The following is a 19,323-nucleotide window of genomic DNA, read 5'->3' as shown; positions in this document are numbered from 1 at the left end:
GGTAAGGACAGGACATGCGCGTGATCGGGATCTGCCGATTTTCCTACCCCGCCTTGGGCGGCTTCAAACGCATGCATGACACGGTCGAGGAACGCGAGGCCTATCTTTACGCGCCAACCCGGATGGAGCTGCGGTTTCGCCATTTCGAATGCCTGACCCTGCCCTCGATTGCCGCCCAACAGAATCCCGATTTCACATTTCTGGTCATGATCGGGCAGAAAATGCCCAAACCCTATCTCGAGCGCCTGCACGATCTCACCGCCCCGGTGCCGCAGATCAAGATCATCGAAAGCGAGCCGATGAAGCATCGCCTTGCCATGCAACTGGCGATCAAGCACGAACTGGGCGAGGATACCGACCTCTCGATGCAATTCCGCCTCGATGATGACGATGCGGTCGGTCTCGGTTTCGTGCGTAGCCTGCGCTGGTTCGAGAAACACACCCGCACCATGCGCAAGAGCTGGCGCTACATGGCAATCGACTATAACCGCGGCTATTCCGTCACCCTGTCAGAACGCGGAATCGTCGCCGAAGAGCTTCAGGCGCCCTTTTGGGCCTGTGGCCTTGCGGTGCTCTTCCGCCCCGGCGATCCGCTGACCGTAATGAATTTCGGCCATCACAAGTTGCATTACGACATGCCCACGCTGATTCAGCCCGGCCCGCATATGTATCTGCGCGCCAAACATGCCGACAACGACTCTCATGCCAAATACAAAACGGGTCCGATGCACCCGATTGATGCCCGCGAAGCAGCGTTTTTCAAATCTCAGTTCAACGTGGACGAGGCCCAAGTGAAAGCTGTCTTTTCAAATCCGCTTTTGCCCGGCGGCTGATCTGCGCCTCGCGGTAAAGGGTAAAGAGCCCGCTTGCCACCACGATAGCAGCCCCGACCAAGGTCAGCGTCTGCGGCCAGTCGCCGAACACCAACCACCCCAGAATCAAGGCCCAAATCAGGCTGGTGTAGCGAAACGGTGCCACGAAACTTATCTCGCCAACCCGCATCACCATGATTGAAAAAAGATAGCCGCCGATGATCATCACCGCCGCGCCACAGATCAAGAGCGCGGCCCGCCCATCGAGCGCCACCCATTCGCCGGTCAGGCTTCCCAGACCGAAAAACGCCATTATGAAGAACGAGTTGAACAGCGTCACCAGCATCGAGGGCACATCGCGCGACAACCGCCGCGTCGCCAGATCGCGCAGCGTGACAAAGGCAACGGCCGCCAATCCATAGACAGAATAGATGTTGAACCCTTCGGTGCCCGGCCGCACGATCAACATCACGCCGACAAACCCGGCCAAGATCGCCGCCATCCGCCGCCAGCCCACCGGCTCGCGGAAAAAAAGCGCGGCGGCCAATGTCAGTGTCAGCGGCAGGGCCTGCATGATCGCGCTGATATTGGCCAGCGGCATATGATAGAGGGCCGTGACAAAGAAATACGCCGATCCGATTTCGCCCACCAGACGCCAGAACACCGGCCCCCAATCCTCGCGCGGGAGATGCCGCTTGAGCGCGCCCATCTTCCACGCGATCAGCGCGACGAGGATCGTCGTCACCACCCCGCGCAGAAACATCACTTGGAAAAGCGGCACCTGCCCTGCCAACCCCTTGATCATGGCGTCGTTCAGCGTGAACGCGGCCATAGACCCCATCATCAGAAGGGCGCCAGTCAAATTGTCGGAGCGGGGCATGATGTGCCTGTTTTTTGATCCTGTCGCCCGCGCATTAGACGCGGATCACCAGCGGGCGCAAGGGGGCGCTAGGTGGATCATGCGGCCAAGGCGGCGTGCAGCGCCCCATGCAACAGCGGGTTTGCCGCCAGCACGCCATCGACCATCGGCACCGGATTGTTGAACCGGAGCGGCACGGCGCGGCGGTCCGATGTGACCGCCCCCGCCTCGCGCAGGATCAGATCGCCCGCCGCAATGTCCCATTCCCAGGATGGGCGCAGCGTCATCATCGCGTCATAACGCCCCTCCGCAACAAGGCTCAGGCGATAGGCCAGCGACGGGCGAAAGGCGCGCGCCATCTCGGGCACTTGGCCCCCTCGCCAATTCTCGGCCGCGTAATTGGGCTTGGACGCCAATATCGACGCGCCCACCAGATCTGCCCGCGCCGTGGCCCGGATGGGCACCCCGTTCAGCGTGGCCCCATGCCCTGCTGCGGCAGCGTAGAGCTTGTCGCGCATCGGCAAGTAAATCGCCGCGGCAATGACTACGCCACGCTCCACCACCGCCAGAGAATGCGCCCAGTCGTGATTGCCTTCGATGAAACTGCGGGTGCCGTCGATGGGATCGACAATGAACACCCGCTCGGCCCCTAGCCGTGCCGCGTTATCCTCAGTCTCTTCCGACAGCCATCCATAGTCAGGCCGCGCCGCGCGCAATTGCTCTACCAGCATCGCATTGACCGCCAGATCCGCCGCCGTCACCGGCCCGGCACCACCCGGTTTGTCCTGCATGTCGAGCGGCCCACCCACAAAGGCGGTCGCAATCCGGCCCGCCTCATGCGCCGCCTCGATCAAGAGTGCCAGATCATTCCCCGGCAAGCGTCAACCCCTCGATCAGCAGCGATGGCACCACCCGGCCCACATGCAGCCGTGCATCATTGGCCGGGACCATCTGGCGCAACATCTCGGGCAGGCTGCCGGCGATGGTGCATTCATTGACCGGCCATTTGATCTCGCCATTTTCAACCCAGAAGCCCGCCGCCCCCCGCGAATAGTCGCCGGTGTTGGGATTGATGGTGGAGCCGATCATCGACGTGACCAACAGGCCCGTGCCCATCTCGCGGATCAGATCCTCGCGGCTCTGCGTGCCTTGCGTGAGTGCGATATTCCACGTCCCCGGCGAGGGCGCAGAAGACGTGCCGCGCGTGGCATTGGCCGTGCTCTGCATCTCCAGCTTGCGCGCCGTGGCCAGATCGAGCGTCCAGCCCATCAGCACGCCATCCTGCACAATCGCCCGCTTGGCGGTCGGCAGCCCCTCGGCATCGAACGGGCGCGATCCGCTCACACGCGGACGGTGCGGGTCCTCCAGAACCGAGAGCGCCTCGGGCAGCACCTGCTCGCCCAACCGTTCCCGCAGCCAGGACGATCCCCGCGCCACCGACGCCCCATTGGCCGCCGCCAGCAGATGCCCGATCAAGGAGCCGGAAATGCGCTCGTCAAACAGCACCGGATAGGCCCCGGTGCGCGGACGGCGCGCGCCCAGACGTTCCACTGCGCGCAGACCGGCCCTTTGCCCGATGTCCGACGCATCCCGCAAATCGCTGGCGAAAATCCGGCTGTCGCCATCATAGTCGCGCTCCATCCCGGTGCCCGATCCGGCGATTGCCACGCAGGAAACCCCTGTTTCGCTGCGCGCATAACCGCCCGAGAACCCGTTGCTCGCCGCGATATGCACGGCCCTTTGGCTATAGCCCGCCGTCGCCGATTGCACTTGGGTCACACCGGACACCGCCAAGGCCGCCGCCTCCGCCTCTTGCGCCATGCGAGCCAAGCCATCGGGGGCAGGCTCAGGTGCCGCATCGCACAGCTCCAGCGCTGCCACATCCCAATCCCTCGCCAATTGCCCCGCCTCGGCCAGCCCGGCGTAGGGATCAACCGGCGCCTCCCGCGCCATCGCCACGGCCCGCTCGGCCAAGGCCGCAATCGTCGCAGCCCCGGTATCCGAGGCCGACACATTCGCCTGCCGCCCACCGATCAGCACGCGCAGACCGATGTCCACCCCCTCGGCACGCTCTGCCTGTTCCAGCGCACCGCCGCGCATGTCGATTGTGATCGACTGCCCGCGCAAGGCAATGGCATCCGCCGCCTCGGCCCCGGCCTTCAGGGCCGCGTCAATCAGCGCATGGGTCAATTCATCGAGCGCTTTCGCCATCGGCATCTCCTTGTTGCCGCCCTGAGGTAGACCGCCACCCCCTCACGCGCAAGCCCGCGCCTAAGCAAAAGGCCACGCGCCTGCGCCCGTGACCCTCTCCTGCCTTGTATTTCCGCGTTACTTCAGACGCTGCCCATTGGCCAGAACCTGACCCTCCTCGGTCACTTCGATGCGCGAGGTCAACTCGTCCTCGCCGGTGCCAGTGCGCGCGAACATACCCGCCATCATCCGCACCATCATCGCCTTATCTTCGGCCACAAAGCCCATGCCAATGAGCTTGTCCAAGAGGCCATTGCCCCCCACCAGCCGCAGATCAATCGCGCCCTCCGGGGCCGGCACCCCGTCAAAGCTGGTCAGGTCCGTCTGATCAAAGGTAAACGCCCCCGCCCCGGTCAGCTTGGCCCCCGCCAGATCAACCGTCAGGTCATTGAGCACGAGGCTTTCCACCTCGCCGGGGACCTCGTCCCCCTCTTCCAGCTTGGCCATCTGCGCGGGGTCCAGCAGGTCGTAAAAGAGCCGCCCCTTGCCGGAGAGATCAATGCTGATCGTCGCCGGATCACGCGGCAATTGCGCGCCCGGATCGAACATCGCCCAGATCGTATCGGCCATGGTGAATCCCCCGAACTCGAGCGCCAAGGCAAAGTCCTGTGCCGCGTCGCTTTTGACAACAGGCATCGCAAAATTGAATCCCATCCGCGCCATCCCGGCCGTAACCGGAAATGGCAAACCGCTTCCCGCCAGGGCAACGCTCACGTCGCGCCCCTCGCCGCCATAGCGCAAACCATCCGGCCCCATGCTCACCTGCAGCGTGCCCGATGTCGAGCTTTGGGTGCCTTCGATATCCTCGTCGCCGTTTGTCAGCCGGTAGGACGTGTTGCCCTCTTCATAGGCGATCTCACTGTCCACCCGAAAACCTGCGCGCAGCGCGGCAGCCATGTCGCTGGTGTCCACGCCATCGACCATATCGCCATTCCCGGTCATGCTGAGCCGTGCCAACGTGCCGTTGATCCGGGCGCGCCCACCTTCTTCGGGATCCGTGAAATCAATCTCGTAGGCCACGGGACCGGCGGTCATCTCTTGCGTGACCGCGCGCGTCGCGCCGTCCAGCGTGCTCTGATGCCGTCCCGCCATGTCGGCCATGCGGACCTCGGCCACCCCGATCTCGACCGTCTCCGCCCCGGCAACGACGTCATCCAGCGTCATCGCAACCTCTTGCGCGGTGTAGTCATAGGTCATTGCACTGGCATCGCCGGTCACGACCATCTCCATGCCCGTTTGCGCCACCTGCATGGTGACCGCAACCTGCTCGCCCGCCTCATCCTTGAGGTCCATCGCAATCGGCATGACAGCAGGCAGGATCACGGCCACCGATCCGTCGCCTTGTTCGACAAGTTGCATCTCTCCCATGCGGACCTCGACGGTGCCACCCTCTTCGGGCACCTCCATCCGCATCGCGAGATCGCGGATCGTCAGCGTATCGCCTGCTTGTGCAGTCTCTGCGGTGACAGCATAGCCATTGCTTTCCAGATAGCTTTGCCAATCCTGCCAGACCTCTGCGGCGGTCAGATCGGCAAATCCGGCTGTCGCCGACAGGCAGAGCACAGAAGTCGAAGCGGCGATCGTGCGGATATAAGACATGAAGAGCACCTTTTTTAAATCGGGGTTGCCAACAACTTCGGTTGTCACCGCCGCTTGGTCAAGGGATGATCTGACTGGAACTTGGCCTACCCCAGCGTTAGGACAAGGGCATTCAAAAAGGGGAATACCATGGATATGCAGGGCAAATGCGTTCTCATCACGGGCGCCAGCAAAGGCATCGGCGCCGCCGCTGCGCGGGTTTTCGCCACCGCAGGGGCGAATGTCGCACTCGCGGCGCGCAATGGCGATGCAATTGCCGAACTGGCTGGTGAAATTGGCCCCGCAGCTATCGCCATTCCCTGCGATGTCAGCCGCTTTTGGGAAATGGAGGCTACCGTTGCCGCCTGCCACACCGCCTTTGGGCATCTCGATGTGCTGATCAACAACGCTGGCGTGATCGACCCCATCACCAGCCTGTCCGAGGCTGATCCCGATGATTGGGCGCGCGCCATCGACGTGAACCTCAAGGGTGTGTTCAACGGCATGCGCGCCGCCCTGCCCGGCATGATCGCGCGTGGCGCGGGCACCATCCTGACCGTCAGCTCCGGCGCGGCCCATAACCCGCTTGAAGGCTGGAGCGCCTATTGCACCTCCAAGGCCGGGGCTGCGATGCTGACCCGCTGCGCCGATCTCGAAGCCGCCCCCGCAGGGATCCGCGTCATGGGCCTATCGCCCGGCACGGTGGCCACCGACATGCAGCGCGAGATCAAGGCCAGCGGCGTCAATGCCGTCAGCCAGTTGGACTGGTCCAGCCATATCCCCGCCGATTGGCCCGCACGCGCCCTCCTCTGGATGTGCGGCCCCGACGCCGCCGAGTTCGCCGGACAGGAAATCTCGCTGCGCGACGAGGCGATCCGCCGCCGGGTGGGCCTGATATGAGCGCGGATGCTCTGGTCACGCTCGAACGCGACGGCGGGCTCTGGATCGCGACCCTCAAGCGCCCGGACAAGGCCAATGCCCTGACCGAGCCGATGCTGTCCGACCTCGCCGACATCGCAGAGGCCGCCCAAGAGGCGCGCGTGTTCGTGCTGACCGGCGCAGGAAAAGTGTTTTCCGCCGGGGCCGATCTGGACGCCGCACGCGCCGGCCTCGCCACCAGCCCGGTCTGGGAACGCCTCTCGGGCGCCATTGCCGCCCTGCCCGGTCTCAGTATCGCCGCGCTCAATGGAACGGTCGCGGGCGGGGCCACAGGCATGGCGCTTGCCTGTGACATCCGCATCGCCGCCGAGGGCGCTGGCGCGTTCTATCCGGTGATGAAACTGGGCTTTTTGCCCCAACCCAGCGACCCCGCCCGCCTTGCCGCCCTGATCGGCCCGGCCCGCGCCAAGATGATCCTGCTGGCCGGGGCACGGCTCAGCACCCAAGAGGCGCTCGACTGGGGGCTGTTCGACCGTGTCGTTCCCGGTGACAGCCTGATGCAATCGGCCCGTGATCTGGCCGCCAACGCCCTCGTCGCGTCGCCCGATCACGCGGCGGCGCTCAAGGCGATGTGCCGCGCGGTAGACTGAACGGTAAACGAAGCCCCAATCATCCCAGAATCAGATCAGCATGATAACGTTCAAATCAGCGACGAATTGTGGATCATACTATGACTGGATATCTCTTTCTGGGGTCGGCCAATTGACGAGTAAGGATTTTTGATGACGAGATTTTTTCTGCGTCGACGAGTTTTGGTGCCATTATTCCTGCTGTTCGCCTTGGTAGGCTTGGCATCCAGATGTATCCCCGAAAAGCCGATCGCTATGGAAGAAAAGGCAACGCCTTTGATTTGGCTGGATGAACACACCTACCTTTATTCGCAGAACGACGATGTTCGCCTCATGAACATCGAAGATAGGTCAACACGTCCAACTGACAAGAAGATGCCAATATGGGCTCACCAAGTTCCGCAATTTGACACTGAGCCAATTGAGCCGGGACAGTTCTTTATGCAGGACAATCACACATACAGTGTCATTGATGGGAGCAAGATGAGGGTGTTCCCCTACCAGTATTGGAAACGGCACGGGATGAACCGAGGTTTTCCACGGATGGAAGGAATTCCGTTCAAAACCTATCTCCACCTCGGCAAAGTCGGCCTAATAGTGTTTGAGGCAGCCAAGCCCAAGCTGATCAACTTACCGCTGAAGTTTCCTGACAATAGGTCTGCGCCGTTCGTCGTATGGGACAAACACTCTGGGATGTTCTTTGCCATTCAGAATGGCTGCGAATATCCAAACGGAGAAGGCTCTTGTCATAGAACCGCGTGGTGGTTGGATCGCGACCTTATTTTAGTAGACGTCGTAGCCTTGCCAGAAGAAGATCTTTTGTTTGTCGAAGACACGTTAAGCTGTTTTTCCTGCGGCTGCGGATGTGTAACGCAGGAAGATATTTATGCCGTAAACGGCAAGGTTTTTTTCCAAATTTCGGGCTTCCCCATCCCGTCTTCCAGAAGAGGTTTGTATGAACTGGTGCAGGAAGCAGATGAAAGCACCAGTTGGCGACAAGTGATCGAGGGACGTGTAGAGCCTCCAATAGCGTTTTCTCCGTCCGGGTGCCACGTCGCATTCTACCGTGTTTCTTATTTAGGGAACGCGCTCGAAGAAAAAAATGTGTGTACCGCTGGCGATTGACCACAGTCTGCCAGATATTGCCGGAAAATTCTTATTGAAAATTTCAATCGGCCTGCCGCACGATAGCACAACGCCGCAATGCTCGCATCTGCAGGACGACAAGGATCAGTTTCCAGGCCGATTTAGAAACCGTCTTATTGCCGGTTTGGTAGATGAGTTATCCTGACCTTCACGCAAGAGCGCGAGCTGAACTGCGAGTTTGTACGGTTTGACCGCACAACCGTACAGTCCGCTTGGCTCAGACCGGCATCGGGAATGCCATCAGCGGGGTATCCTTGCGCAGGTAGAGCGGATGCTTGGCCGAGCCGTCCTTGTTCAACCCCAGACACATGAGCGGCTTGCTCGTGGCCGCAATCTCGCGCAGCGCTCGCCTCACAACCCCTTGATAACGCTCGTGAAGCTTTCCATAGGCCAGCACGACAAGCTCTGATTGCTCCGCCATGGCCACCAGCGCCGGGATGTTCGCGGCACTGCATGCCACATCCGGCTCGCGCGGCAGATCCTTGGGCGAGGTCGCCCGCCAATCCAGCATATTGCCCTTGAAATAAAAGGAATACCCCCAATCCTTGGCGAACATCACCTCGCGATGACAGGTCGGATCGGAGACCTCCGCACTGGCCACAGACGGGTTCATGCCCACAAAAAGAACCCGGCGCGGGGCCTGTGCGTCAGCCGTCCAATCGCGGCTCAAAACCTGCCGATACCGCCCACAGTCCGAATATTCCGCCCCACCTATCACCCCGTCAGGCAGGCGCAGGCGCACCTTTCCGCCCGGATCATGCAGGTGATCCGGTGCGCCGCCGTTCATTGGTTGAACACCCGGCTGGGGTGCAATTCCCCCGCCTTGTAGCGGCCCACGGCCACCGCCTTGCCGTCAATCGCAGCCCAGCATTCATCGCCGTATTCAATGCCGGTCGCGATGACCATTCCGGGATTGCCATTGCGCAGACGCGTCGCCCCCTCGGGCGTGGCCGTGACCATGGGCAAATCGGCCAGCCCTTCTTCGAGCGGGCGCACATGCGCCTCCAACTCCGGGCTCTGCGCCATCCGGTCGATGTCCTCGATGCTCAGGCCATCCTCGGCCTCGAACGGCCCCGACCAGACCCGCCGCAACCAGGCAACATGCCCGTAACAGCCCAACTTCTCGCCCAGATCGCGCGCCACAGAGCGGACATACCCACCCTTGCCACAGGTCATTTCCAACACCGCATGATCCGCATCGGGCCGGTCCACCAGCAGCAATTCCTCAACCCAGAGAGGCCGCGCCGCGACCTCGAACTCTTCTCCGTCGCGCGCCAATTTATAGGCCCGCTGCCCGTCGATCTTGACGGCGGAATACTTGGGCGGCACCTGCATCACATCGCCCACAAAGCTGCCAAGCACTGCCTTGATCTCGTCATCAGACGGACGGCGCTCGCTCTCGGCAATCACCTCGCCCTCGGTGTCATCGGTATTGGTCGCCTGCCCCAGCCGCACGCAAAACGTATAAGCCTTGAGCGCATCGGTGATATAAGGCACCGTCTTGGTCGCCTCGCCAAGCGCCACGGCCAGCACCCCCGTCGCCTCGGGATCAAGCGTGCCTGCATGGCCCGCCTTTTGCGCCTGCAACGCCCATTTCACCTTGTTGACCACAGCGGTCGAGGTCATGCCAGCGGGCTTGTCCACCACCAGCCATCCCGAAATCTCGCGCCCCTTGCGTTTGCGTGCCATGCCCGGCCCTTTGCCTGTTGTTCAAGGCAGCAGCGCCTAATCCACTGCCGTGCCCGCGTCAATCACCGCGCCCACCATCGGCCCCAAAGGAAAGCCGATGTCAGAGCGCCCAAGCGCGGGCGCATAGAGGCGCGACACCTTGCCGTCGAAATAGAGCGCCTGACTCAATTTCAGATGATCGCGGAAAAATCGCCCGAACGTATGGAAATTCACCGCCCGGTCCGAAATCACGAAGAACGCCCGCCGTCCGTCCTGGGACGTGCCCACGCCGTTGCGGACATAGAGACTGTCGCTATCTTTCAGAAACCGCGGATGCAGCGCGCCGTCAATCACCAACATCGGCCCCGATTGGCTGGCATCACGACACGCGGGCTTCTCCCGCTCAAACCTCAGGGATTCGATCACATCAGCGCGGCCCTTGCGGATGCAAAACACCCCGTTGGGCAAGAGGCCGAAATTGCCCGGACCGTCGCGCGTGACAAGGCCACGCACCTCCTTGCCCGCCTCCACATACAGCCCGACCGGGCTGCGATCCGCATGATACATGCCCGCATTCATCGCAAAGACCAGCGCTTTGCCCTCGGCCTTTATCTGGTCCTCAATGGCGCCGAAACTGCCCAAAGGCGTCCCAGCCTCGGCATCGTTGAGGAAAAGCCGCAGATCATCGCGCGCCATGTCAACGGCACACACGGTGTAGCTTTCGCCCTCAAACTGTTCGCCACGGCACTCGGCTGCCTGCACGGCCCCAGGGCCAAGCACCACCGCAAGCAAGATACAGAGCCTAGCTTTCCACATCCCGGCGCACCGTGTCTTGGTCAAAGAGGCGTCGCGTCTCATCCATCTGATCGAATGTCTCATCCAGCCGAAAGCGCAGATCGGGTGCGTATTTCAGCCCCACCTTCTTGCCGATGATCCGCCGCAACTCGTGCTTGTTGCGCGCCAGGAGCGCGATCAGATCGTCTTGCCCCTCGCCCCCCAACGGCATCACATAGGCGGTCGCAATCTTGAGATCCGGCGAGGCGCGCACCTCGCCCACCGTCACGGAAATACGGTTGAGCTCGGGGTCGTGAATATCCCCCCGCATCAGAACTTCGGACAACGTCCGGCGGATCAACTCGCCCACGCGAAGCTGACGTTGCGAAGGGCCGGGCCCGTCATGAAACTTGTTCTTTGCCATGCCCCGCATCTAATCGCTTGGACCGGCATTTCCAAGCACAGAAATCTACCCGGCTTCTTCAGGGCCGGAATACTCCTGTGCCGCCCTGGCCCGGCCCGCGCCCTTGCCGCGTAAAGCACAGCGCGCTATGCAGGCGCGAAACCCTCATCAGGAGTGCCGCCAATGACCGACCTGCCGGGCATCGTGATCACCGGGGCATCTGGCCGCATGGGCCAGATGCTGATCCGCACCCTTGCCGATAGTTCGCGCGCGACGCTCATCGGCGCGCTTGAGCGGCCTGGGCATGCATGGATCGGTCAGGATGTCGGCCGCGCCATGGGCGGGACCGAGATGGGTGTGACTGTGACCGACGATCCGCTCGAGGTGATCGCACGCGCCCATGCGGTGATCGACTTCACCTCCCCCGCGGCCACGCGGGAATTCGCCACTCTGGCCGCTCAGGCGCGGGTCGTGCATGTGATCGGCACCACCGGGCTCGGTACGGACGACCTCAAACATCTCGACGCCGCAGCGCGCCACGCTGTCATCGTGCGCGCAGGCAACATGAGCCTTGGTGTCAATCTGCTGACACAACTGACCAAGCGCGTGGCCGCCGCCTTGGACGAGGATTTCGACATCGAGATCATCGAGGCGCATCACAATCAAAAGGTCGATGCCCCCTCCGGCACAGCACTCATGCTGGGCGAAGCGGCGGCAGAGGGGCGCGGGGTCGCGCTCGATCACGTCAGCGACCGCGCCCGCGACGGCATCACTGGCAAACGCACGCGCGGGCACATCGGATTTTCGGCCATTCGCGGCGGTGACATCGTCGGTGAACATGACGTGATCTTTGCGGCGGCAGGCGAGCGGATCGTGCTGCGCCACATCGCCACCGACCGCGCCATTTTCGCGCGCGGGGCGCTCAAGGCCGCGCTCTGGGGATTGGGGCGCAAACCGGGCAGCTACGACATGATCGACGTTCTGGGCCTCGGCGAAAACTGATCCGATCCCGGCGCTCTCGCGTATCCAGTTCAAACCACTTTTGGTCTGGTGTCCCGATGCGCGTTCTTTCTGCTGCCCTGCTGTTTCTCGGACTGGCCGCCCCTGCCGTGGCAGAGGGCTTTGCCCCCGTAACCAAACGCGACCGGTTCGTGTCACTGATCGAAGGGCGGGACCTGACCCGCTTTGGCATCACCCTCAACGTGACCTCTGATGGCCAGATCAAAGGCCGCGCCTTTGGCCGGGACGTCACCGGCGCATGGCGCTGGAATGGCGATTACTTCTGCCGAGATCTCTTTTGGGGCAAAATGGACCTTGGCCCGAACTGTCAGGCGGTGCGCCTGAATGGCGACACGATCCGCTTCATCTCGGATCAGGGCACGGGACAGTTTGCGGATCTCTACCTGCGCTAGGCCGGCGAATGCATAATCCAGAATCGTCGCGTCAAGCTCTCACCACGTTCAACAGCTTGTCGGGATTGCGCATGATGTAGATCCAGTCGATCTTGCCCGACGGGTCCAGCGTCAGCGTATAAAGCACATCCTCCGCTCCCCCATCGAGAATCGCAAGCGCAGGCGCGCCGTTGGCCTGCACCCACCGCGGCACCGCAGGACCGGCCTTGGCCGCGACCGCAAGGATCACCTGCGCCACCTCTGACGCCCCCATGAGCGACCGCAGCGCCGCGCGCGCCTTGCCGCCGCCATCGCTGATGGCTGTGACATCGGGCGCGAGCATGGCAAGGACCGTGGCGTGATCCTGTGCCATCGCCGCCTGTGCGAAGCGGTCGAGCGCCACCCGAACCGCGCCCTGGTCAGGCGCGAAACGCGGGCGCACCTCTCTCAGGCGCGCGGCGGCGCGGCTCACCATTTGACGACAGGCGGTCTCACTGCGACCAAGCGCGGCAGCGATTTCGGCATAATCGGCATCAAACACCCGACGCAGGAGGAAGGCCGCGCGGTCCTCTGGGCTGAGCCTTTCCATCGCCCATAAAAGAGCAAGGTGACACTCCTCGGCCAGCGCCACCCGCGCCGCGCCATCGGCCTCGTCCACTTCGGCGATGATCGGTTCGGGCAGCCACGGGCCGACGTAATGCTCGCGCCGCGCCCGCGCGCGGCGCAGCGCGTCCACCGCCAATCGCGTCGTCACCTGCCGCAGCCATGCGCGCGGCGCCTCAACCGTTGCCGCATGCGCGGACCAGCGCAGCCACGCGTCCTGAACCACATCTTCGGCCGCCGCGCGCTCGCCCAGCATCCGGTAGGCCAGTGCCGTCAGGTGCGGGCGCTCGGCCTCGAAGAGATGCAGCGCGTCACCGGTCATGGATCTGCCCTCACAACCGCGATGTCCTTTTCACCCAGCCTGATCGCATGGCAGGCCGCGCCATGCCCCAGCCCGCGCTTGAGCACCGGATAGACCCGCCCCGAGGCGGCGGCGAACGCTGCGGCGATGGCCGCACGCGCCCCGTGCCGCCGAACGATCTCGACGCGCAATGTCTCGGCATCCTCCGCCCCTTCGATTGCCGCCTCTGCAAAGCAAAAGCCAAGACCCACCGCCCCTGCCGCCGCGAAATCACGCCTCAGGCAGGCGGCCAGACACGCGGGGTCCACCCCCTTTGCCAGCGCGTCGTTACACACAAGCTGCGCGCAGGGTCCGCAATCGCCGTCCAACACCGAAGCGAGGATCGCGCCCGCCCAGATGTCGGGATCGGGCCCGGTCAACCGGCTCAACGCAGGCAGGACAAGATAGCGCAGCCCTGCACCGGGCCATGCATCGGTCATCTCCTGAAGGTAGGTCGTGTCATAATCATTGAGCCGCGCAAAGCGTCGAAACCCGATGTTCAGTAGCCAGCGCATCATGACCTGCCCTCCGGTGTCTTGATCCTTAGGCACAAAGCGGCGGTCAGCGCAATCAGCCCGGGCAGCACAGTGGCGACCAGCTCGCCCGCCCCGCCATGCGGCCCGTGATCGACCGCCTCGGCAAGGTGCAATCCGCCGTGCAGCAGTGGGAATCCGGCCCCCGCCAGCGCCACCCGCCAATCGCGCATCATCGCCCCTGCACCCAGCGCCAGTGCAGAGGCGACAAAGGCAAGACCCACGTCGCGGAAAAAATGAATGTTGAACGGGCCGCTTTCGGCCACGCCGGGAATGGTGGCGAAAAATCCACCAGGTGAGATCACGAGCCAAAGCCCGATACCCGCGCACCACGCCGCCACTAGAGCTATGAAAGATCGCGTCATTTAGCACCTCCTTGTCCCGTAAAGACGAAACGGAGGGCAGAGTTGTGACAGGAGATGTTGAAAAAGAGCGTGGATCAGGGAATATCCAGCCCGGTTCAGAAATCGACGGCGAGACCCTTTTTCTCCCAATCGCCATAGCGCACGGGCTCCAGCCCCTCGCGTCGCCCCCCCAATTCGCGGGGCAGGTCCAGGGCATCGGCGGCCTTGCGCCGCGCCTCGGCCTCTGCCAACGCCCGTTGCGCAGCAGGGGGCAGATCGCGGATCGGGGTGCTGTCATCATCGGTCATGGTCGGGCTTTCCTTGGCAAGACCCCCCTGATATATCGCACAGCCAACCCCTCGCCAAGGACATGGCCCATGAAAAAGCACACCGCCACCGCCCGCTCAGCCGCGGCGCATCTGCTCGACCGCGTGTTGGGCGAGGGGCGGCTCCTGTCCGATCTCATCGCAGGGGGTGCGCTCGACCCGCTCAGCCCCGCCGACCGCGCACGCGCGCAACGGCTGGCCTCTGAGACGCTGCGCGGGCTGGCGCGCGCCGACCGCCTCTTGTCCCGCCACCTGCGCAAGACACCGCCTCTGCCCGTCTATAACGTGCTGCGCTTGGCCACCGTCGAACTGGCGCAGGGCGGCGAGTCGCATGGCGTGGTCAATGCCGCCGTTGACATCGTGGGTCAGAGCGCGCGGCACGCCAATCTCAAGGGGCTGGTCAACGCCGTGCTGCGCAAACTGGCCGACGAGGCACCGCGCAGTTGGAACGACCTGCGACTGCCCGGCTTGCCCGACTGGCTGCGCGGTCCGCTGGTCGAGGCCTGGGGCAAGGGTGCCGTCACCGCCATGGAGCGCGCGCATTTCGCCGGGGCCGCCCTCGACATCACCGTGAAATCCGACCCCGAGGGTTGGGCCGACCGACTGGGGGCCACGCTTTTGCCCACCGGCTCGCTGCGGCGCACCGATCCCGGGCAGGTCTCGGCCCTACCCGGCTATGCCGAGGGCGCGTGGTGGGTGCAGGATGCGGCCGCCGCGCTGCCGGTGCAGGTGCTGGCCCCCAAACCCGGCGAGCAGGTGCTTGACCTCTGTGCCGCGCCTGGCGGCAAGACGCTGCAATTGGCGGCGGCGGGCGCACAAGTCACAGCTCTCGACCTGTCAGAGCGCCGCATGACGCGAGTGGCCGAAAACCTCTCCCGCACCGGCCTTGCCGCCACGTGCCGGGTCGAGGATGCGCGCACCCATCAGGGCGGGCCCTATGATGCCATCCTGCTTGACGCGCCCTGTTCCGCGACCGGGACCATCCGGCGTCACCCCGACCTGCCTCACGCCAAGGACGGCTCAGACTTTGGCGCGCTTATCAGCTTGCAAGCCGAGATGCTCGACCATGCGCTGACCTTGCTGAAGCCCGGCGGGCGGCTGATCTTTTGCACCTGTTCGCTCTTGCCCGACGAAGGCGAATGTCAGGTGGAAGAGGCGCTGGCACGTCACCCCGGCCTGCGCGTCGACCGGGTCGCCTTGGAGCATCCCGGAATTGACCCGGCTTGGATCACCGAAGAGGGCGGGCTGCGCCTGCGGCCCGATTACTGGGCAGACCTGGGCGGAATGGATGGATTCTACATCGCCTGCCTGCGATTTTAACGCCACCAGCCCCTTCAAAGAAACGGTGACTTGACCACACCCCACCGCTATAGTGCCTCCATCAACGCCGAAAGAAGCGTCCAGAGGCACGGCATATGTCCACATCCGATCCCTTGCCAGAACGCTGGCCAGAGCGCTGGTCGCGCCTGCTGAACCGCGTGGCGGCACGCCGCGCCGCTCTCAGCCGTCCCGCCACCGCCTTTCTGTCGCAGCCAGAGCCGCGCAGCATCGGCTACCTTGCCCGTGGCCGACAACTCTGCGCCGGCAATTTTGTCTTCGCCGGGCACTTGGTCGAGGCACCGGACACCAGCATCTGGGATCTCGATCCGCCCGACGCGGCATTTGCCGCGCAATTGCACGGCTTTGGCTGGCTCGACGATTTGGCGGCAGCAGGCGACACCCCGGCGCGCGCGCGCGCGCAAGCCTGGCTTTGGGCTTGGATCGATCGCTACGGCAAAGGCACCGGACCGGGCTGGACCCCGGACCTGACTGGCCGGCGCTTGATTCGCTGGATCAGCCAAGCGCTCTTCGTGCTCAGTGGTCAACCCTCAGAGGCCTCCGCCCCCTTTTTTCGGTCCTTGGCACAACAGACGGCATTCCTGTCCAGGCGCTGGCAGGCCGCCCGCCCCGGCCTGCCCCGGTTCGAGGCGCTGACCGGCCTCATCTATGCCGGGCTGTCGCTTGAGGGGATGCAAACGCATCTCGACCCGGCGCTGACGGCACTGGCACGAGAATGCTCCGACCAGATTGACGCGCAAGGCGGTGTGCCCACGCGCAATCCCGAGGAACTGCTCGAGGTTTTCACCCTGCTCACTTGGGCCGCCATGGCCCTGAGCGAATCCGGTCGAACCGCAGGCGAGGCGCATTGGCGCGCGATCGAACGCATCGCTCCCACCCTGCGCACCCTGCGCCATGCCGATGGCGGGTTGGCTCGTTTTCACGGCGGCGGGCGCGGGCTGGAGGGGAGGCTTGACAGCGCGCTTGCCACCAGTGGGGTCAAGACCCGGCGCATGGATGGGCTCGCCATGGGCTTTGCCCGGCTTGGCGCGGGCCGCACCAGCGTCATCATAGACGCGGCACCGCCCCCCACCGGCCCGGCCTCTGCCGGGGCGCATGCCTCAACCCTTGCGCTCGAACTGACCTCGGGGCGGCGCCCGCTGATCGTCAATTGCGGCTCGGGCAACAGCTTTGGACCAGACTGGCGACGCGCGGGACGCGCCACGCCCTCGCATTCGACACTTGTGCTTGCCAATGGATCCAGCGCGCGGCTCAGCAACGACAAACGCCACCCCGAATGGCTGAGTGAAGCCCCGCGCAATGTGCCGGTCAACCTGACAAAGGCCCCCGACGGGCTGCGTTTCGAAGGGGCGCAGGACGGCTATCGGCGCAGCCATGGCCTGACCCATGTTCGGCAAATCGATCTTACCTCGGACGGCCGTGGGCTTGCGGGCAGAAGACATGCTGCTCGCCATCGAGGAGATGGACAAACGCCGCTTTGACCGCGCCCTTGACGACAGCCGAATGCAGGGTATCGCCTATGATATCCGCTTTCATCTGCACCCCGATGTGGACGCTTCGGTCGATATGGGTGGGGCTGCGGTGTCCCTGGCGCTGCGCAGCGGCGAAATTTGGGTATTCCGCAGCGACGGGCACGCCGCTTTGTCCTTGCAACCAAGTGTGTATCTTGAAAAAACGCGCCTCAAACCGCGTGCGACCAAACAGATCGTTTTATCCGGTCGCGCGATGGACTATGCGACCCATCTGAGATGGTCACTGGCCAAGGCGCAAGATACTCCGGTCGGCATCCGCGATGTCGAGGAGGAGGCGCTTGATCCCGTGGCTGACGACTGAACCGACAAGGCAGGACCGCCCGACATGACCGATCAAGCACCCATCACCCGCGCCCTTCTCTCTGTTTCCGACAAGACCGGGCTTCTTGAGCTTGGTCGCGCATTGGCAGAGCGCGGGGTCGAACTCTTGTCCACCGGAGGCACCGCCAAGGCGCTGCGCGACGCGGGCCTCGCGGTGCGTGACGTGGCCGAGGTGACAGGCTTTCCCGAGATGATGGACGGGCGCGTCAAAACCCTGCACCCGATGGTACATGGCGGCCTTCTGGCTCTGCGCGACAACCCCGAGCATCAGGCAGCGATGCAGGCGCATGGCATCGGTGCCATCGACCTTCTGGTCGTCAACCTCTATCCGTTCGAGGAAACCGTGGCGCGCGGCGGCGACTATGAGACCTGCGTCGAGAATATCGACATCGGCGGCCCGGCGATGATCCGCGCCGCATCCAAGAACCACGGTTTTGTCACCGTGGTGGTGGATGTGGCCGATTACGCGCCGCTTCTGGCGGAACTTGATGCGCATGATGGCCACACGACACGGGCGTTCCGGCAGCGTCTGGCACAGATCGCCTATGCCCGCACCGCCGCCTATGACGCGGCGGTCAGCACATGGCTGGCTGGGGCCATAGGCGATGCCGCGCCACGCCGCCGCGCCTTTGCCGGAACGCTGGCACAAACGCTGCGCTACGGCGAAAACCCGCATCAGGCGGCGGCCTTCTACACCGATGGCTCAGAGCGCCCCGGCGTGGCCACCGCCCGGCAAGTGCAGGGCAAGGAACTGAGCTACAACAACATCAACGACACTGACGCAGCCTTTGAACTGGTGAGCGAATTTGCCCCCGCCGATGGCCCCGCCTGCGCCATCATCAAACATGCCAACCCCTGCGGCGTGGCGCGCGGCGCGACGCTGCTCGAGGCCTACAAACACGCCTTCGACTGTGACCGCACCTCCGCCTTTGGCGGCATCATCGCGCTCAACCAGCCGCTCGACGCGGCCACCGCCGAAGAGATTGCAGAGATCTTCACCGAGGTGGTGATTGCCCCTGGCGCAGACGCTGGCGCCATGAGTATTTTTGCCAAGAAGAAGAACCTGCGCCTGCTCTTGACCGATGGGCTGGCCGATCCTGCCACTGCCGGGCGGATGATCAAACAGGTCTCGGGTGGCTATCTCGTGCAGGACAAGGACAACGGCCGTATCAGCGCCGCCGATCTCAAGGTTGTGACCAAACGCGCGCCCAACCCGCGCGAGTTGGCGGATCTGCTTTTTGCCTGGAAAGTGGCGAAACACGTCAAATCCAACGCCATCGTCTACGTCAAGGACGGGGCCACCGTCGGCGTGGGCGCGGGCCAGATGAGCCGGGTCGATAGCTGCCGCATTGCCCGCGCGCAAGGCCGTGGACATGGCCGAAACCCTCGGGCTGGCCGCGCCCCTGACCCAAGGCAGCGTCGTGGCCTCGGATGCGTTCTTTCCCTTTGCCGATGGGCTGATGACCGCCGCCGAGGCGGGTGCCACCGCCATCATTCAGCCCGGCGGCTCGATGCGCGATGATGAGGTGATCGCGGCGGCGGATGCGGCGGGGTTGGCCATGGTCTTCACCGGCATGCGCCATTTCCGGCACTGACG

Annotated in this window: 20 protein-coding genes and 2 pseudogenes; 10 read left to right on the top strand and 12 right to left on the bottom strand. The window is 63.8% G+C overall.

Going from position 1 to position 19,323, the window contains the following annotated elements:
* Window positions 1-14 precede the first annotated feature (14 nt).
* A complete protein-coding gene (locus ROSMUC_RS12270; protein ID WP_037273456.1) occupies window positions 15-833 on the top strand; it encodes a glycosyltransferase in 819 nt (272 codons plus the stop codon).
* Here ROSMUC_RS12270 and ROSMUC_RS12265 read toward each other — a convergent pair.
* From ROSMUC_RS12265 to ROSMUC_RS12250, 4 genes are all read right to left on the bottom strand, one after another.
* Window positions 772-1,692 (bottom strand): DMT family transporter, encoded by a 921-nt coding sequence (locus tag ROSMUC_RS12265; RefSeq protein ID WP_037273455.1) that lies wholly within the window; start codon window positions 1,690-1,692, stop codon window positions 772-774. The two genes, ROSMUC_RS12270 and ROSMUC_RS12265, sit on opposite strands and share 62 nt — an antisense overlap.
* A 77-nt stretch (window positions 1,693-1,769) precedes the next feature.
* Entirely contained in the window at window positions 1,770-2,549 is a 780-nt protein-coding gene (locus ROSMUC_RS12260; protein ID WP_037273453.1) for a 3'(2'),5'-bisphosphate nucleotidase CysQ, read from the bottom strand.
* Entirely contained in the window at window positions 2,536-3,888 is a 1,353-nt protein-coding gene (locus ROSMUC_RS12255) for a TldD/PmbA family protein (protein WP_425442805.1), read from the bottom strand. Before ROSMUC_RS12255 ends, ROSMUC_RS12260 begins: the two co-directional genes overlap by 14 nt.
* Before the next feature lie 111 nt (window positions 3,889-3,999).
* Window positions 4,000-5,520, bottom strand: coding sequence for a DUF2125 domain-containing protein (locus ROSMUC_RS12250; protein ID WP_037274062.1), 1,521 nt, complete (start codon window positions 5,518-5,520; stop codon window positions 4,000-4,002).
* A 129-nt stretch (window positions 5,521-5,649) separates the two neighbouring features.
* On the opposite strand from ROSMUC_RS12250, the gene ROSMUC_RS12245 reads away from it, so the two are divergent.
* From ROSMUC_RS12245 to ROSMUC_RS20860, 4 genes are all read left to right on the top strand, one after another.
* Entirely contained in the window at window positions 5,650-6,399 is a 750-nt protein-coding gene (locus tag ROSMUC_RS12245; RefSeq protein ID WP_037273449.1) for an SDR family oxidoreductase, read from the top strand.
* On the top strand, window positions 6,396-7,028 hold the full coding sequence (locus ROSMUC_RS12240) for an enoyl-CoA hydratase/isomerase family protein (protein ID WP_245875171.1): 633 nt from the start codon (window positions 6,396-6,398) through the stop codon (window positions 7,026-7,028). Before ROSMUC_RS12245 ends, ROSMUC_RS12240 begins: the two co-directional genes overlap by 4 nt.
* Window positions 7,029-7,160: 132 nt before the next feature.
* The gene (locus ROSMUC_RS12235) at window positions 7,161-8,132 is read left to right on the top strand and encodes a hypothetical protein (RefSeq protein WP_037273446.1); all 972 of its coding nucleotides are present in this window, start codon (window positions 7,161-7,163) and stop codon (window positions 8,130-8,132) included.
* A complete protein-coding gene (locus tag ROSMUC_RS20860; RefSeq protein WP_146005690.1) occupies window positions 8,110-8,298 on the top strand; it encodes a hypothetical protein in 189 nt (62 codons plus the stop codon). Before ROSMUC_RS12235 ends, ROSMUC_RS20860 begins: the two co-directional genes overlap by 23 nt.
* 72 nt (window positions 8,299-8,370) lie before the next feature.
* On the opposite strand, the gene ROSMUC_RS12230 is transcribed toward ROSMUC_RS20860, so the two are convergent.
* Genes ROSMUC_RS12230 through rbfA form a run of 4 tightly spaced genes read right to left on the bottom strand, consistent with a single transcriptional unit; the run spans window position 8,371 to window position 11,019 of the window.
* Window positions 8,371-8,940: a DUF1643 domain-containing protein gene (locus ROSMUC_RS12230; protein WP_037273443.1), complete on the bottom strand. Its 570-nt coding sequence runs from the start codon at window positions 8,938-8,940 to the stop codon at window positions 8,371-8,373.
* Window positions 8,937-9,842, bottom strand: a complete 906-nt coding sequence (gene truB, locus ROSMUC_RS12225) for a tRNA pseudouridine(55) synthase TruB (RefSeq protein ID WP_037273440.1) — start codon at window positions 9,840-9,842, stop codon at window positions 8,937-8,939. The genes ROSMUC_RS12230 and truB overlap by 4 nt, the downstream gene beginning before the upstream one ends.
* 36 nt (window positions 9,843-9,878) lie before the next feature.
* Window positions 9,879-10,637, bottom strand: a complete 759-nt coding sequence (locus ROSMUC_RS12220) for a phosphodiester glycosidase family protein (RefSeq protein ID WP_037273437.1) — start codon at window positions 10,635-10,637, stop codon at window positions 9,879-9,881.
* Complete coding sequence (gene rbfA / locus ROSMUC_RS12215; RefSeq protein ID WP_037273434.1) at window positions 10,624-11,019, bottom strand: 30S ribosome-binding factor RbfA; 396 nt, start codon at window positions 11,017-11,019, stop codon at window positions 10,624-10,626. The genes ROSMUC_RS12220 and rbfA overlap by 14 nt, the downstream gene beginning before the upstream one ends.
* A 162-nt stretch (window positions 11,020-11,181) precedes the next feature.
* Between rbfA and dapB the strand changes: the two genes are divergently transcribed.
* Both dapB and ROSMUC_RS12205 read left to right on the top strand, forming a co-directional pair.
* On the top strand, window positions 11,182-12,000 hold the full coding sequence (dapB, locus tag ROSMUC_RS12210) for a 4-hydroxy-tetrahydrodipicolinate reductase (RefSeq protein WP_037273432.1): 819 nt from the start codon (window positions 11,182-11,184) through the stop codon (window positions 11,998-12,000).
* Between the two features lie 56 nt (window positions 12,001-12,056).
* Complete coding sequence (locus ROSMUC_RS12205; RefSeq protein WP_037273429.1) at window positions 12,057-12,410, top strand: hypothetical protein; 354 nt, start codon at window positions 12,057-12,059, stop codon at window positions 12,408-12,410.
* Between the two features lie 31 nt (window positions 12,411-12,441).
* Here the strand turns inward: ROSMUC_RS12205 and sigJ are convergent, their stop codons facing one another.
* From sigJ to ROSMUC_RS12185, 4 genes are all read right to left on the bottom strand, one after another.
* Window positions 12,442-13,314: an RNA polymerase sigma factor SigJ gene (gene sigJ / locus ROSMUC_RS12200; protein WP_037273426.1), complete on the bottom strand. Its 873-nt coding sequence runs from the start codon at window positions 13,312-13,314 to the stop codon at window positions 12,442-12,444.
* Complete coding sequence (locus ROSMUC_RS12195) at window positions 13,311-13,850, bottom strand: hypothetical protein (protein ID WP_037273423.1); 540 nt, start codon at window positions 13,848-13,850, stop codon at window positions 13,311-13,313. The genes sigJ and ROSMUC_RS12195 overlap by 4 nt, the downstream gene beginning before the upstream one ends.
* On the bottom strand, window positions 13,847-14,230 hold the full coding sequence (locus ROSMUC_RS12190; protein ID WP_146005689.1) for a hypothetical protein: 384 nt from the start codon (window positions 14,228-14,230) through the stop codon (window positions 13,847-13,849). The genes ROSMUC_RS12195 and ROSMUC_RS12190 overlap by 4 nt, the downstream gene beginning before the upstream one ends.
* A gap of 95 nt (window positions 14,231-14,325) precedes the next feature.
* Window positions 14,326-14,517, bottom strand: coding sequence for a DUF1674 domain-containing protein (locus tag ROSMUC_RS12185; protein ID WP_037273421.1), 192 nt, complete (start codon window positions 14,515-14,517; stop codon window positions 14,326-14,328).
* Between the two features lie 69 nt (window positions 14,518-14,586).
* Between ROSMUC_RS12185 and ROSMUC_RS12180 the strand changes: the two genes are divergently transcribed.
* The 3 genes and pseudogenes from ROSMUC_RS12180 (at window position 14,587) to purH (ending at window position 19,321) form a co-directional block, all read left to right on the top strand.
* Window positions 14,587-15,855, top strand: coding sequence for an RsmB/NOP family class I SAM-dependent RNA methyltransferase (locus tag ROSMUC_RS12180; protein ID WP_037273418.1), 1,269 nt, complete (start codon window positions 14,587-14,589; stop codon window positions 15,853-15,855).
* A 95-nt stretch (window positions 15,856-15,950) separates the two neighbouring features.
* Window positions 15,951-17,706: pseudogene (locus ROSMUC_RS12175) on the top strand (heparinase II/III family protein).
* 24 nt (window positions 17,707-17,730) lie between these two features.
* Window positions 17,731-19,321: pseudogene (gene purH / locus ROSMUC_RS12170) on the top strand (bifunctional phosphoribosylaminoimidazolecarboxamide formyltransferase/IMP cyclohydrolase).
* Window positions 19,322-19,323 lie beyond the last annotated feature (2 nt).

The organism is Roseovarius mucosus DSM 17069, from assembly GCF_000768555.3.
Classification (GTDB): domain Bacteria; phylum Pseudomonadota; class Alphaproteobacteria; order Rhodobacterales; family Rhodobacteraceae; genus Roseovarius; species Roseovarius mucosus.
This window is presented reverse-complemented; position numbering and strand designations above follow the sequence as displayed.

Coding starts and splice junctions, on each gene's coding strand:
- dapB (WP_037273432.1), top strand. CDS start 11,182: ATGACCGACCTGCCGGGCATCGTGATCACCGGGGCATCTGGCCGCATG.
- ROSMUC_RS12235 (WP_037273446.1), top strand. CDS start 7,161: ATGACGAGATTTTTTCTGCGTCGACGAGTTTTGGTGCCATTATTCCTG.
- ROSMUC_RS12255 (WP_425442805.1), bottom strand. CDS start 3,888: ATGCCGATGGCGAAAGCGCTCGATGAATTGACCCATGCGCTGATTGAC.
- ROSMUC_RS12270 (WP_037273456.1), top strand. CDS start 15: ATGCGCGTGATCGGGATCTGCCGATTTTCCTACCCCGCCTTGGGCGGC.
- ROSMUC_RS12180 (WP_037273418.1), top strand. CDS start 14,587: ATGAAAAAGCACACCGCCACCGCCCGCTCAGCCGCGGCGCATCTGCTC.
- ROSMUC_RS12190 (WP_146005689.1), bottom strand. CDS start 14,230: ATGACGCGATCTTTCATAGCTCTAGTGGCGGCGTGGTGCGCGGGTATC.
- ROSMUC_RS12245 (WP_037273449.1), top strand. CDS start 5,650: ATGGATATGCAGGGCAAATGCGTTCTCATCACGGGCGCCAGCAAAGGC.
- sigJ (WP_037273426.1), bottom strand. CDS start 13,314: ATGACCGGTGACGCGCTGCATCTCTTCGAGGCCGAGCGCCCGCACCTG.
- ROSMUC_RS20860 (WP_146005690.1), top strand. CDS start 8,110: ATGTGTGTACCGCTGGCGATTGACCACAGTCTGCCAGATATTGCCGGA.
- ROSMUC_RS12195 (WP_037273423.1), bottom strand. CDS start 13,850: ATGATGCGCTGGCTACTGAACATCGGGTTTCGACGCTTTGCGCGGCTC.
- ROSMUC_RS12185 (WP_037273421.1), bottom strand. CDS start 14,517: ATGACCGATGATGACAGCACCCCGATCCGCGATCTGCCCCCTGCTGCG.
- ROSMUC_RS12220 (WP_037273437.1), bottom strand. CDS start 10,637: ATGTGGAAAGCTAGGCTCTGTATCTTGCTTGCGGTGGTGCTTGGCCCT.
- ROSMUC_RS12250 (WP_037274062.1), bottom strand. CDS start 5,520: ATGTCTTATATCCGCACGATCGCCGCTTCGACTTCTGTGCTCTGCCTG.
- ROSMUC_RS12205 (WP_037273429.1), top strand. CDS start 12,057: ATGCGCGTTCTTTCTGCTGCCCTGCTGTTTCTCGGACTGGCCGCCCCT.
- truB (WP_037273440.1), bottom strand. CDS start 9,842: ATGGCACGCAAACGCAAGGGGCGCGAGATTTCGGGATGGCTGGTGGTG.
- rbfA (WP_037273434.1), bottom strand. CDS start 11,019: ATGGCAAAGAACAAGTTTCATGACGGGCCCGGCCCTTCGCAACGTCAG.
- ROSMUC_RS12265 (WP_037273455.1), bottom strand. CDS start 1,692: ATGCCCCGCTCCGACAATTTGACTGGCGCCCTTCTGATGATGGGGTCT.
- ROSMUC_RS12240 (WP_245875171.1), top strand. CDS start 6,396: ATGAGCGCGGATGCTCTGGTCACGCTCGAACGCGACGGCGGGCTCTGG.
- ROSMUC_RS12230 (WP_037273443.1), bottom strand. CDS start 8,940: ATGAACGGCGGCGCACCGGATCACCTGCATGATCCGGGCGGAAAGGTG.